This is a genomic window from Sphingomonas sp. YR710, assembly GCF_900101455.1.
Lineage (GTDB): Bacteria > Pseudomonadota > Alphaproteobacteria > Sphingomonadales > Sphingomonadaceae > Rhizorhabdus.
Window position 1 is genome coordinate 251,348 of sequence record NZ_FMZJ01000004.1, and the last position, 13,447, is coordinate 264,794.

Annotated in this window: 9 protein-coding genes; 8 read left to right on the plus strand and 1 reads right to left on the minus strand. The window is 62.6% G+C overall.

The genetic code is table 11. From position 1 onward, the window contains the following. The first annotated feature begins 22 nt into the window (after positions 1-22). The 7 genes from glgB to BLS13_RS07270 all read left to right on the plus strand — a co-directional run bounded on the left by glgB (position 23) and on the right by BLS13_RS07270 (position 12,504). Positions 23-2,206, plus strand: a complete 2,184-nt coding sequence (glgB, locus tag BLS13_RS07240) for a 1,4-alpha-glucan branching protein GlgB (protein ID WP_093450968.1) — start codon at positions 23-25, stop codon at positions 2,204-2,206. A gap of 13 nt (positions 2,207-2,219) precedes the next feature. Then, a complete protein-coding gene (gene glgC / locus BLS13_RS07245) occupies positions 2,220-3,485 on the plus strand; it encodes a glucose-1-phosphate adenylyltransferase (protein ID WP_093450970.1) in 1,266 nt (421 codons plus the stop codon). A 3-nt stretch (positions 3,486-3,488) separates the two neighbouring features. Then, the gene (glgA, locus tag BLS13_RS07250; protein WP_093451042.1) at positions 3,489-4,937 is read left to right on the plus strand and encodes a glycogen synthase GlgA; all 1,449 of its coding nucleotides are present in this window, start codon (positions 3,489-3,491) and stop codon (positions 4,935-4,937) included. Next, positions 4,934-6,565, plus strand: a complete 1,632-nt coding sequence (locus BLS13_RS07255) for an alpha-D-glucose phosphate-specific phosphoglucomutase (RefSeq protein ID WP_093450971.1) — start codon at positions 4,934-4,936, stop codon at positions 6,563-6,565. The genes glgA and BLS13_RS07255 overlap by 4 nt, the downstream gene beginning before the upstream one ends. Then, the gene (gene glgX / locus BLS13_RS07260; RefSeq protein WP_093450973.1) at positions 6,565-8,502 is read left to right on the plus strand and encodes a glycogen debranching protein GlgX; all 1,938 of its coding nucleotides are present in this window, start codon (positions 6,565-6,567) and stop codon (positions 8,500-8,502) included. Before BLS13_RS07255 ends, glgX begins: the two co-directional genes overlap by 1 nt. Positions 8,503-8,671: 169 nt before the next feature. Beyond that, complete coding sequence (locus BLS13_RS07265; RefSeq protein WP_093450975.1) at positions 8,672-10,291, plus strand: beta-galactosidase BglA; 1,620 nt, start codon at positions 8,672-8,674, stop codon at positions 10,289-10,291. Between the two features lie 83 nt (positions 10,292-10,374). Further along, positions 10,375-12,504 (plus strand): TonB-dependent receptor, encoded by a 2,130-nt coding sequence (locus BLS13_RS07270; RefSeq protein ID WP_143011900.1) that lies wholly within the window; start codon positions 10,375-10,377, stop codon positions 12,502-12,504. 3 nt (positions 12,505-12,507) lie between these two features. On the opposite strand, the gene BLS13_RS07275 is transcribed toward BLS13_RS07270, so the two are convergent. Further along, positions 12,508-12,816 carry a hypothetical protein gene (locus tag BLS13_RS07275; protein ID WP_093450978.1) on the minus strand — a complete coding sequence of 103 codons (309 nt, stop codon included), beginning with the start codon at positions 12,814-12,816 and terminating at the stop codon, positions 12,508-12,510. 77 nt (positions 12,817-12,893) lie between these two features. On the opposite strand from BLS13_RS07275, the gene BLS13_RS07280 reads away from it, so the two are divergent. Then, positions 12,894-13,298, plus strand: a complete 405-nt coding sequence (locus BLS13_RS07280) for a hypothetical protein (RefSeq protein WP_093450979.1) — start codon at positions 12,894-12,896, stop codon at positions 13,296-13,298. The last annotated feature ends 149 nt before the right edge of the window (positions 13,299-13,447 follow it).

Genomic DNA, 13,447 nt, shown 5'->3' on the forward strand with positions numbered 1-13,447 from the left:
ATCCTGAACAGGCTTCAGCGCGATGGTTAAGGGCATAGTTATCACCCAGCTTTCTTCCATCGAAAAGACCGCGATCATCGGCGGCACGCACAACGATCCTTTCGCCGTGCTTGGACCGCACCGAATTGCCGGCAGGCTGATTGCGCGCGCCTTCATTCCGGGGGCGACATCGGCCGATGCGTTCATGATCGACGGAACGCCCGCCGGCACGCTGCACATGATCGATCCGGCCGGATTGCTCGAAGGCAGCCTCTCGATCACCGAGCCCGCCGCGCTTCGCTACCATGCAAGAAATGCCGCCGGCGATTGGTGGATAACCGATCCCTACAGCTTCGGCCCTGTACTCGGCCCGATGGACGATTATTTCATCGGTGAGGGATCGCATCTGCGGCTGTTCGATCGGCTCGGCGCGCACAAGATCGCCCATGAGGGCGCCACCGGCGTGCATTTCGCGGTGTGGGCGCCGAATGCGAAACGAGTGTCCGTGGTCGGACTGTTCAATGCCTGGGACGGCCGCCGGCACGCGATGCGGCTGCGGCGCGATACCGGCATCTGGGAAATCTTCGTGCCCGATCTCGGAGAGGACGAGCCGTATAAATTCGAAATCGTCGGCGCAGACGGCAAGACCCTGCCGCTCAAGGCCGATCCGTTCGCCTTCCGATCGGAACTGCGCCCGGCAACCGCCTCCGTCACGACGGCTCCGCTCGCGCATGAATGGGGCGATGCCGATCATCGCGAGCACTGGCGATCGGTCGATATCCGGCGCCAGCCGATCTCGATCTACGAAGTCCATCCCGGTTCATGGCAAAGGCGCAACGATGGCGGCTTCCTGTCGTGGGACGAGATGGCCGACCGGCTGATCCCCTATGCGGTCGACATGGGCTTCACCCATGTCGAGTTCCTGCCGTTCACCGAACACCCCTTCGATCCGTCCTGGGGATATCAGACCACCGGCCTCTACGCCCCGTCTGCGCGGTTCGGGCCGCCCGAGGGACTGGCGCGCTTCGTCGACGGCGCGCATCGCGCGGGGCTCGGCGTCTTGCTCGACTGGGTGCCGGCGCATTTCCCGATGGATGCGCACGGCCTGTCGCATTTCGACGGCACCGCGCTTTACGAGCATGCCGATCCGCGCAAGGGATTCCACCCCGACTGGAGCACGGCGATCTTCAACTTCGGCCGGCGCGAGGTTGTCGCCTATCTCGTCAACAACGCGCTCTATTGGGCCGAGAAATACCATCTGGATGGCTTGCGGGTCGACGCCGTCGCGTCGATGCTCTATCTCGATTATTCGCGCAAAGCCGATGAATGGATACCCAATGATCAGGGCGGCCGCGAGAATTGGGAGGCCGTGAAATTCCTCCAGCGCATGAATGTCGAACTCTATGGCGCGCACCCGGGCGTGATGACGATCGCCGAGGAATCGACAAGCTGGCCCGGTGTCTCGCAACCCGTCCACGAAGGCGGGCTCGGCTTCGGCTTCAAATGGAATATGGGCTTCATGCACGATACGTTGCGCTACATGGCGCGCGAACCCATCCATCGCCGCCATCATCATGAGGATATCACCTTCGGCCTGCTCTATGCCTTCGGCGAGAATTTCGTACTGCCGCTCAGCCATGACGAGGTCGTGCACGGCAAGGGATCGCTGCTCGGCAAGATGTCCGGCGATCGCTGGCAGAAATTTGCGAACCTGCGCGCTTATTATGCGTTGATGTGGGGATATCCGGGAAAGAAGCTGCTGTTCATGGGTCAGGAGTTTGCGCAAGCAGCCGAATGGAGCGAGGCGCGCGCGCTCGACTGGCATCTGTTGCAGGAACCGTCGCACGATGGCGTCCGCCGGCTGATCGGCGACCTCAACCAGGCCTATCGCAGCCGTCCGGGCCTGCACGCGCGTGATTGCGAGGCGGAGGGCTTTCACTGGCTGATTGTCGACGATGCCGCCCGTTCGGTGTTCGCCTGGGAACGGCGCGCGCCAGGCGAAAAACCAGTGGCAGTAATCAGCAATATGACACCAATTCCCCGATATGATTATGCTGTTACATTGTCGGAAGGTGGCCGCTGGCGGGAGATCATCAATAGCGATGCAGTGATTTACGGTGGCAGCGGTATCGGCAACGGGGGCCAGATCGATGCCGGCGCCAGCGGCGAAGCGCATATTACTTTGCCGCCGTTGGCAACGATCATGCTGGAGCCAATAAGAGGATGATTGGGGGCAAGACATGGTAAGTGAACGACGGAACCAGCCGCTGGCGCGCGACGCCATGGCCTATGTGCTCGCAGGCGGTCGGGGTAGTCGCCTTTTCGAACTCACCGATCGCCGGGCCAAGCCCGCGGTCTATTTCGGCGGCAAGGCGCGGATCATCGATTTCGCCCTGTCGAACGCGCTCAATTCTGGCATCCGGCGCATGGGCGTGGCGACGCAATATAAGGCGCATTCGCTGATCCGCCATCTCCAGCGCGGTTGGAACTTCCTGCGCCCCGAACGCAATGAAAGCTTCGATATCCTGCCCGCGAGCCAGCGTGTGTCCGAGTTCCAATGGTATGAAGGTACCGCCGATGCGGTCTATCAGAATCTCGATATCATCGAATCTTATGCGCCTGAATATATGATCATTCTGGCCGGCGATCACATCTACAAGATGGATTATGAACTGATGCTGCGCCAGCATGTCGATGCTGGCGCCGATGTGACCGTGGGATGCCTCGAGGTGCCGCGCAAGGAAGCGAGCGGCTTCGGCGTGATGCACATCGACGCGCAGGCCCAAATCATTCAGTTCGTCGAAAAGCCCGCCAATCCCCCCGCCATGCCCGGCAAGCCCAATGTCGCGCTGGCGTCGATGGGCATATATGTATTCAACACCAAATTCCTGGCGGCGGAACTGCGCAGGGATGCAGCGGATCCGACGTCGCAACATGATTTCGGGCGCGATATCATTCCGTACATCGTCAAGCACGGCAAAGCGGTTGCCCATCTCTTTTCGCAAAGCTGCGTCCGCGCGGCGAGCGAGAAGGAAGCCTATTGGCGCGATGTCGGGACAATCGACGCCTATTGGGAAGCGAATATCGATCTGACGGACGTGGTGCCGCAACTCGACATGTACGAGCATAGCTGGCCGCTCTGGACCTATTCGGAGGTCACGCCCCCCGCCAAATTCGTCCACAATGATGAAGGCCGGCGCGGATCGGCGACATCGTCGCTGGTCGCAGGCGGTTGCATCGTGTCCGGTGCCTCACTGCACCGGAGCCTGCTCTTTTCGGGCGTCCGCGTGAACAGCTTCTCCTCGGTCACCGAAGCGGTGATCATGCCGGGTTGCCAGATCGGGCGTGGCGCGCGGCTCCATAAGGTGGTGATCGATGCCGATACGCGCATTCCCGAGGGGCTTGTCGTCGGCGAATATCCCGAGGAAGACGCGCAGCGCTTCCGTCGCAGCGAAAAGGGTGTGTGCCTGATCACGCAGGACATGATCGATCGGCTGGTGGCCTGATTGATGCGCATCCTTTCCGTAACGTCCGAACTTCATCCGCTGGTGAAGACCGGTGGCCTCGCCGATGTGACGGGCGCCTTGCCGCCCGCGCTGGCCGCGCATGGCATCGACGTCCGCACGCTTCTGCCTGCCTATCCGCAGGTGCTGAAGGCGATGCGCCGCCACGATGTCGTCATCAAATATAAGGACCTGTTCGGTGCGCCGGCCCGTTTGCTCACGACCCGGATGAACGGCCTCGATCTGCTGCTGCTCGACTCGCCCTTGCTGTTCGGCCGCGAAGGCAGCCCTTATGCCGATGCACGCGGGCTTGACTGGCCCGACAACTGGCGCCGGTTCGCGGCGCTCTCCGCCGTCGCCGCCGATGTCGCCGCAGGCGGCATCGCCGACTGGAAGGCCGACGTCGTCCACGCGCATGACTGGCAGGCCGCACTGACGGCCGCTTATGTCCGCCATAGCCGTGTGCCCGAGACGCCGGTGGTCGTGACCATCCATAATCTGGCCTTCCAGGGTCGGTTCGAGGCGCGCATCTTTCCGAGCCTCGGCTTGCCCGCATCGGCCTTCAAACTGGACGGCGTCGAATATTATGGCGGCGTCGGCTTCCTGAAGGCCGGACTGCAATATGCCGACGCGATCACCACCGTCAGCCCGACCTACGCGCGCGAAATCCGTACCCAGGAATTCGGCATGGGACTCGACGGACTGCTGCGCGTGCGGGACAGCGCCGTCCACGGCATCGTCAATGGCATCGACATCACCGAATGGGATCCGTCGACGGATCCGCACATCCCGGGCCATTTCAGCGCCCGGTCGCTTGCCGAGCGGAAGCAGAACCGCAAGGCGGCGGAGCAACGTTTCGCCCTGAAGCCCGGCAAGGGACCAATCTTTGCCGTGATCAGCCGCCTCACCTGGCAGAAGGGCATCGATCTCATCATCGACGCGATCGAACATATCGTCGTCCATGGCGGCCGGTTGATCGTTCTGGGCTCCGGCGACAATGCGCTCGAGGGCGCGATGCTGGCGGCGGCATCGAAATATCGCGGATCGGTCGGCGTGATCACAGGCTATGACGAGCCGCTCGCGCATCTGATGCAGGCGGGTGCCGACGCGATCCTGATCCCCTCCCGGTTCGAACCGTGCGGGCTCACCCAGCTTTATGGGCTCCGCTACGGCACCGTTCCGATCGTCGCGCGCACCGGCGGGCTGGCCGATACGATCATCGATGCGAACGAAGCCGCGCTGACGGCCGGGGTCGCCACCGGCATCATGCATACGCCGAGTTCCGGCGATGCGCTGAAGACCGCGATCAGCCGCGCTATCGAACTTTATGCCATGCCGGCGCGCTGGCAGGCGATCCAGAAGCAGGGCATGCGCGCCGACTTCTCCTGGGCACGCAGCAGCGCATTATATGCCGATCTTTATCGCTCCCTGTTGACTGAGGTGAAGAAGCCTTGACCGTATTGACGATCGCCACGACCCCATATGCGGATCAGAAGCCGGGTACATCGGGCCTGCGCAAGAAGGTGCCGGTTTTCCAGCAGCCGAACTATGCGGCGAATTTCATCCAGTCGATATTCGACTCGCTGGATGGCTTTGCGGGCACCACGCTGGTGATCGGCGGCGATGGCCGCTTCTTCAACCGCGAGGTGATCCAGATCGCGATCCGCATGGGCATCGCCAACGGCTTCGGCCGGATCATCGTCGGCCGCGGGGGGATATTGTCCACTCCAGCGGCGAGCTGCGTGATCCGCGCTTATGGTGCGTTCGGCGGAATTGTGCTGTCGGCAAGCCACAATCCCGGCGGGCCGACCGAAGATTTCGGGATCAAATATAATATCTCGAACGGCGGCCCCGCACCCGAGAAAATCACAGATGCCATCTTCGCGATTTCAAGAACGATCACACGCTATCTGACGATCGAGGCACCCGACGTCGATCTCGATAAAGATGGCGAAACGCGGATCGGGGGCAGCGTCGTCCAGATCATCGATCCTGTCGCCGATTATGCGGCGCTGATGGAGCAATTGTTCGATTTCGATGCGATCCGCACGCTGATCGGATCGGGCTTCCGTGTTGCTTTCGATGCGATGAGCGCTGTCACCGGCCCTTATGCGACGGAGATATTGGAGCGGCGGCTCGGCTGCCCCGCCGGCACGGTTCGCAACGGCACGCCGCTGCCCGATTTCGGCGGCCACCATCCCGATCCGAACCTCGTCCATGCCAAAGAACTGTACGATCTGATGATGGGTGCCGATGCACCCGATTTCGGGGCCGCATCCGATGGCGACGGCGATCGCAACCTGATCATCGGCAAGGGCATATTCGTTACCCCTTCCGATTCGCTCGCGATGCTGGCCGCCAATGCCCATCTCGCGCCCGGCTATAAGGCGGGCCTGAAAGGCATCGCGCGATCGATGCCGACGAGCGGCGCGGCGGATCGAGTCGCCGAGGCGCTGGGCGTGCCCTTGTACGAAACACCGACAGGATGGAAATTCTTCGGCAATCTGCTCGATGCCGGCATGGCCACGATCTGCGGCGAGGAAAGCGCCGGCACCGGATCGGATCATGTTCGCGAGAAGGATGGGCTATGGGCGGTTTTGCTCTGGCTCAATATTTTGGCGGCCCGTCGTGAAAGCGTCATGGCCATTGCCCAAGATCATTGGAGCCGGTTCGGCCGCAATTATTATGCCCGCCATGACTATGAAGGTGTCGACAGCGCGGCGGCGGACGCGATGATGGCGGAATTGCGCGGCAAGCTGGGCACCCTGCCCGGCACGGCGTTCGGCACACTCACGGTCGCGACCAGCGACGATTTCGCCTATCTTGATCCGGTCGACGGATCGACAAGCAACCAGCAGGGCATCCGCATCTTGTTCGAAGGCGGATCCCGCATTGTCTTCCGACTGTCCGGCACCGGCACGTCGGGTGCAACCATCCGCGTCTATATCGAACGCTACGAACCCGTTGGCGGCGACCTCGCTCAGGCGACGCCGGATGCCATCGCCGATCTGGTCGGCACTGTCGAGGCGATCGCCGGCATCGCCCGACACACCGGCCGCACCGAACCGGACGTGATCACCTGATGGCCCACGCGCCGCCGCCGGAGAAATTTGGTGCGACCGTCACCGCCGGCGGCGTGCATTTCGCCTTATGGTCAGAGATCGCGACCGCTGCCTGGGTCTCGATCTTCGACGATGAAGGCGAGGCAGAGATCGATCGGGTCGCGCTTGTGCGCGGCCCGGCGGATATCTTCCAGGGAATGGTGCCCGGCATCGGCGCCGGCGCCCGCTACGGCTTTCGCACCGATGGCCCTTATGATCCGGGTCAGGGCCTGTGGTTCGATCCCGCCAAGCTGCTGATGGATCCGCACGCGCTCGCGATCGATCGGTCCTATAGCTATGATTCCCGGCTCGCCGCCCCACGCAATTTCGCGATCGACACAGCACAGTTGATGCCGAAGGCGATCGTCGTCGGCCTGCCGCAAGCGCTCGCCCCGCAGCCGCCATTTTTTGCGCCCGGCGGATTGATCTACGAACTCTCGGTTCGCTCCTTCACGATGCGCCACCCCGGGATCCCAGAGGCGCAGCGCGGCACGGTCGCCGCGCTCGCGCATCCCGCGGTGATCGCCCATCTCAAGAAGATCGGCGTCACCGCCATCGAGCTGATGCCGATCACCGCATGGATCGACGAACGCCACCTGGGGCCGCTCGGCCTGCACAATGGCTGGGGGTATAATCCGGTCAGCTTCATGGCGCTCGACCCGCGGCTCGCGCCGGGCGGGATCGCCGAATTGCGTGCGACCGTCGAAACGCTGCACGCCCATGATATCGGCGTGATCCTCGATGTCGTGTTCAACCATACCGGCGAAAGCGATGCGCTCGGCCCGACCTTGTCGCTGCGCGGGATCGATCCCCGCGCCTATTTCCACATGATCCGCGACGAGCCGGGCACGCTGGCGAACGACAGCGGCTGCGGCAATACGCTCAATTGCGATCATCCGGCGACACGGCATCTCATTTTCGATGCGATGCGTCACTTCGTCGAGCATGCCGGGATCGACGGCTTCCGCTTCGATCTGGCGCCGATCCTCGGCCGCGCGCGCGACGGCTTCGAGCCCGGTGCGGCCTTCTTCCGCGAACTCAAGCGCGATCCCCTGCTCGCCGATCGCGTGCTGATCGCCGAGCCGTGGGACATCGGCCCGGGCGGTTATCAACTCGGCAATTTCGGCGAACCCTTTCTCGAATGGAACGATCGCTATCGCGACGATGTCCGCCGCTTCTGGCGCGGCGACCCGCACAGCATCGGCGATCTCGCGACCCGGCTCGCCGGATCGTCGGACATATTCGTGCGCACCGACCGCAGCCGCACCGTCAACTTCATTGCCGCGCATGACGGCTTCACGCTCGCGGATCTCGTCGCCCATCAGCGCAAACATAACGACGCCAATGGCGAGCAGAATCGCGACGGGCATGACGATAATATGTCCTGGAACAATGGCGTCGAAGGCCCGACCGCCGATAGTAACATCATCGCCGCGCGCCGCCGCGATGTGAAGGCGTTGCTCTCGACACTGTTCGCCTCGCGCGGTGCGATCATGCTGACCGCCGGAGACGAATTCGGCCGCAGCCAGCGCGGCAACAACAACGCCTATGCGCAGGATAACGACATCACCTGGCTCGACTGGGACAATCGCGACATCGCGCTTGAGGATCATGTCGCGATGCTGGCGGCGATCCGAGCGGCGCATCCGGCGATCGGCGATCCAATGCTGCTGGGGCCCGGCGATGTCGACTGGCAGCGGCTAGATGGCAGCGATTTTGGCCCGGAGGACTGGCATAATCCCTGGACGCCAGCATTGATGATGGTGCTGCACCTTCCCGAGCAGGAGAATACGGTGGCAATCGCGTTCAACCGGGCGGATGAGCGCGTGGCGATCACCGCGCGGTGGAAGCGGCTCGATGGGGATGAGGCGATGATTGAGCCGAGGTCGGTGGCGTTTCTGGTGGAGCGAAACGGGTGAACCGAGCCGCAACAGAATCCCCCCTCCCTGCCAAGGGAGGGGAAGGGCGTGGGTGGCGACCGAGGTGGCTCGATGCCACCAAGGGCGCAAACCGCGAGGTCAGACGCTCACCCTACGGGCTCGCGACCCACCCCTCGATCCCCTCCCTTGGCAGGGAGGGGAGAATCGCATGACCCCCTCCCCCGACTGGTGGCGCGGCGCCGTCATCTACCAGGTCTATCCGCGCTCGTTCCAGGATAGCGACAGCGATGGCGTCGGCGATCTGCCGGGCATCACCGCACGGCTCGATCATATCGCGTCGCTCGGCGTCGATGCGGTGTGGATATCGCCTTTCTTCAAATCACCGATGGCCGATATGGGCTATGACGTGTCCGATTATCGCGACGTCGATCCGATGTTCGGCACGCTTGCCGATTTCGATGCGCTGCTCGCCCGCGCGCACGAACTGGGGCTGAAGATCATCGTCGACCAGGTGCTCAGCCATACGTCCGACCAGCACGCATGGTTCAAGGAAGGCCGCACCAGCCGCGACAATCCCCGGGCCGGCTGGTATGTCTGGGCCGATCCCAAGCCCGACGGCACCGCCCCCAACAACTGGCTGTCGATCTTCGGCGGCCCGGCCTGGGAGTGGGACGGGACGCGGATGCAATATTATATGCACAGCTTCCTGACGTCGCAGCCCGATCTCAATCTGCACAACCCCGAGGTGCAGGACGAACTGCTCGACACCGTCCGCTTCTGGCTCGACCGCGGGGTCGACGGATTCCGGCTCGACGCCTGTAACCATTATTTCCACGATGCCCGGCTGCGCGACAATCCGCCGGTCAAAAGATCCGGCGCGCATGACGTGCCCGACAGCAACCCCTACGGTTTTCAGGAGCATCTGTACGATAAGACCCAGCCCGAAAACCTGCTGTTCCTCAAGCGGCTGCGCGCGCTGCTCAACGAATATCCGGGCACGGTGGCGGTTGGCGAGGTCGGCGATGGCGATCGTTCGCCGGCGACGGTAGGCCTCTACACGTCGGGCGGCGACACGCTCCATTTCTGCTACACCTTCGATCTGTTCGGCCCCGAATTTTCGGGCGATCACTTTCGCAAGACGGTCGGCCTGTTCGAGAAAGAAGCCGCCGAAGGCTGGGTGTGCTGGGCCTTTTCGAACCATGACGTGATGCGCCACGTCAGCCGCTTCACCCGCGACGGCGACGATCCGGCAGCGATCGCGAAACTCGCGATCCTGATCCTCGTCGCGCTGCGCGGCACGATCTGCCTCTATCAGGGCGAGGAACTGGCGCTGCCCGAGGCCGAACTGGCGTTCGAGGATCTGCGCGATCCCTATGGCATCCGCTTCTGGCCAGCATTCAAGGGCCGCGACGGCTGCCGCACGCCGATGCCGTGGCAGCACGATGCGGCAGGGGGCGGTTTTACGACGGGCACGCCCTGGTTGCCCATGTCGGACGCGCACAGGGCACTGGCGGTCGATGTTCAGAATGACGATCCCGCATCGGTGCTGGCTTTCTATCGCACAGCCATCAGCTTCCGGCACGCGCATCCTCCGCTGATGCTGGGCGACATTCTCTTCCTGCCCGCCACCGACGAGATATTGGCTTTCACCCGAACGCACGCTTCCGGGACGATGTTGTGCGTCTTCAACCTGTCGCGCGAACCACGAACGTGGCGCCTGCCGCACACGCTGCCGTTATTGACCCGCCATGCATTCTCCTGCGCGGACGCCGAAATCAGCAGCGACGGGGTGATGCTGCCCCCGCTCGGATATCTGTTCGCCGTCTGATTTCACCGCATCGCAACAAATCTATTGATATAACATCACATCGTCGATAGACGGCCCCTCACAGGGTTAAGGAATGTTATAGCATGACCAAGCGAGTTCGGCGTCGCGCGTTGCTTCTGATCTCAGGCATCCTGTTCACGGTTCCCGCTTATGCCGATGGCACCACGGATGGATCCAACGATATCGTTGTCACGGCGCGGCGCCTCGACGACGCGCGCGATGCGATCCTGCCGTCGCTTGGCGCGAGCGAGACGCTGTTCAATCGATCGGTCCTCGACAACCAGCCCGGCGGCGCCGATCGTGGCCTGTCACAGGTGCTTCTGCAGGCACCGGGGGTCACGCAGGACAGCTATGGCGCGATCCACGTCCGCAACGAGCATGCGAACCTCCAATATCGATTGGACGGCGTGATCGTCCCCGAGAGCATCTCGGGCTTTGGCCAGACGTTCGATCCGCGGCTGGCGGATTCGATTACGCTGATCACCGGCACCCTTCCCGCCCAATATGGCTATCGCACCTCAGGCATCGTCAGTCTCGCGACCAAGAGCGGTGCATTCACCGATGGTGGGGAGATCAGCTATTATGGCGGCAGCCAGGGCACGATCGAGCCGAGTGCGACCGTGCACGGATCGACCGGAAACCTGAACTATTTCTTCTCGGGCAGCTATTTGCAGAACGATCTTGGTGTCGAAAATCCAACGGCATCGAAAAATGCGATCCACGATCGCACGCGCCAATATCGGGCGTTCGGCTATGTGTCCGATATCCTTTCGGACACGAGCCGGCTGACGCTGTTCGGCGGCACCGCCATCGGCAAGTTCCAGATCCCGAACAACCCGGATCAGACGCCGATGTTCACGCTGAACGGCCGGACGACGTTCGATTCCGCCCTGCTCGACCAGAATCAGCGCGAGACGACGCATTACGGGGTGGCGGCCTATCAATATGCCGGCGAAGCGATCAATCTGCAGATCGCCCCGTTCATCCGCTATTCGCAGACCCGCTACACACCCGATCCGCAGGGTGGCGATATCATCTTCTCGGGCTCGAACGATCGCTCGCGCTTGTCGAGCCTCGCTTATGGCGTGCAGGCTGACGGCAGCTACACGCTTTCGGACAGTCACAAATTGCGGTTCGGCATCTTCTTCCAGAACGAACGCACCCGATCAAATGTCGTATCGCAATTCTTCCCAGTCGACGCCAATGGCGATCAGACAACCGACATCGCATCGTCGGCCACCGTCAGCGGCAGCAAGACCGGGCAGCTTTATGGTATCTACCTGCAGGATGAATGGTCGATCACACCGCTGCTGACCCTCAACTATGGCGCGCGCTTCGACGCGGTGCGCGCTTTCACGAGGGAGCAACAGCTCAGCCCCCGGATCAACTTGGTCTATAAGCCGACCGGCGCCACCACCTTCCACGCCGGCTATGCGCGCAACTTCACCCCGCCGCCGCAGGAACTGATCGGCACCACGACGGTCGCGATATTTGCCGGCACGACCAGGGCATCCGAAATCCCGTTCGGCGATCCTGTGCGCGCCGAGCGCGAGCATTATTTCGACGCCGGCGTCGAACAGAAGATCCATGGCGGATTCACGATCGGGCTCGATGCCTATTACAAGAAAAAGACGAATTTGCTCGACGAGGGTCAGTTCGGATCGTCGCTTGTCCTGTCACCATTCAACTATGCCGACGGCTATGCCTGGGGTGTCGAACTGCGTGCCGATTACACGCACGGGCCGCTTTCGCTCTATGCGAACGTCGCGCGCGGGCAGGAAAAGGGTCGCAACATCGTCTCCAGCCAGTTCTTCTTCGCGAAGGACGAACTCGCCTATATCGCCAATCACTATATCTTCACCGATCATTCGCAGCGCTGGACGGGATCGGGCGGCGGCAGCCTCACGCTTCACGACGGGATCGGCAAGTTCGTAACCAGCGTCGATTTCGTCTATGGCGACGGCCTGCGCGCCGAAGACCCGGCCGGGATCGTCCCGAATGGCGGTAAATTGCCATCCTATGTGCAGGTGAACCTCGGCCTCACCCAGAATTTCGATGGCCCCGGCATGTTAAAAGGGCTGTCGATCCGGTTCGACGTCACCAACCTGTTCGACAAATCCTACGAAATCCGCGACGGCTCCGGCGTCGGCGTCGGCGCCCCGCAATTCGGCCCGCGGCGCGCGTTTTTCGGGGGGATCACGAAGTTTTTTTGATCTTCATCGCGGCAGCGTAATCCCCAGCGCATCCTCGATATCCTGCCGCGAAAAGGTCCGCGATTCCTCGACGCCCTTGGCGATGATCAGCAGCAGGACCGAATCGGACGCGAACGCGAGCGCCGGATATTTGCTTTTCAGGCTCGGCTCGAACGACCGGGCAAAGATGCCGATACGGTCGCGCAGACCGACATCGGGCTTCATCACCACCGATCGCGTAAACACACGCCACCGCTCGGATGCGAGGTCGATCGCCTCGTCCATGATGGCCGACGCGGTTTCCTGTGCGGACTTCTTCCTGAACGGCCACATGGCGGTTTTTTATGACAGGATTGTCGCACTGTCGACCCGCGTGACATGGCGCGCGGCGCACGCTATGGGCGGGGTCGATGGGGAATCTCCGCGCCTTTTTCTACCGGCACGCAACATTTGCGGCGCTGATCATCATCATGGCGATCGGCGTCCGCGCACTGTTGCCCACCGGCTATATGACGAGCGCGTCGAGCAGCGGCATGACGATCGAACTGTGTAGCGGCAGCGCCGGCCAGACGATCGCGATCGCGTTGCCGGGCAGCCCCGAATCCGATCATGGCGATCGCGGCAAGAGCCGCGCCGACGCGCCCTGCGCGTTCAGTGGCATCGGCGGAGGCGCGTTGACGGCTGCCGACCCGTTCGTGCTGGCCATCCTCGTCGCTTTCATCATGGCCGCCGGGTTGCGACCACGCACCATGTTCCTACCCGGGTGGCACGGCCATCTCCGCCCCCCGCTGCGAGGCCCGCCCGCAATCGCGTGACGATCGCCGCGCCTTTGCCGCGGAGCCCGACAGCGATCCAATAGCCCGTCATTCCGGCTTTCGCTCATACGCGCTGACTTAACGACCATCGCTGGCTCTGAAGCCCTCTCCCGCTTGCGGGAGAAGGCTTAAGTCAGCGTAAATGAGCC

Bases quoted from the DNA above. Each gene is read 5' to 3' on its own strand.
- glgB (WP_093450968.1), top strand. From the start codon at position 23: ATGGTTAAGGGCATAGTTATCACCCAGCTTTCTTCCATCGAAAAGACC.
- glgC (WP_093450970.1), top strand. From the start codon at position 2,220: ATGGTAAGTGAACGACGGAACCAGCCGCTGGCGCGCGACGCCATGGCC.
- glgA (WP_093451042.1), top strand. From the start codon at position 3,489: ATGCGCATCCTTTCCGTAACGTCCGAACTTCATCCGCTGGTGAAGACC.
- glgX (WP_093450973.1), top strand. From the start codon at position 6,565: ATGGCCCACGCGCCGCCGCCGGAGAAATTTGGTGCGACCGTCACCGCC.
- BLS13_RS07265 (WP_093450975.1), top strand. From the start codon at position 8,672: ATGACCCCCTCCCCCGACTGGTGGCGCGGCGCCGTCATCTACCAGGTC.
- BLS13_RS07270 (WP_143011900.1), top strand. From the start codon at position 10,375: ATGACCAAGCGAGTTCGGCGTCGCGCGTTGCTTCTGATCTCAGGCATC.
- BLS13_RS07275 (WP_093450978.1), bottom strand. From the start codon at position 12,816: ATGTGGCCGTTCAGGAAGAAGTCCGCACAGGAAACCGCGTCGGCCATC.
- BLS13_RS07280 (WP_093450979.1), top strand. From the start codon at position 12,894: ATGGGGAATCTCCGCGCCTTTTTCTACCGGCACGCAACATTTGCGGCG.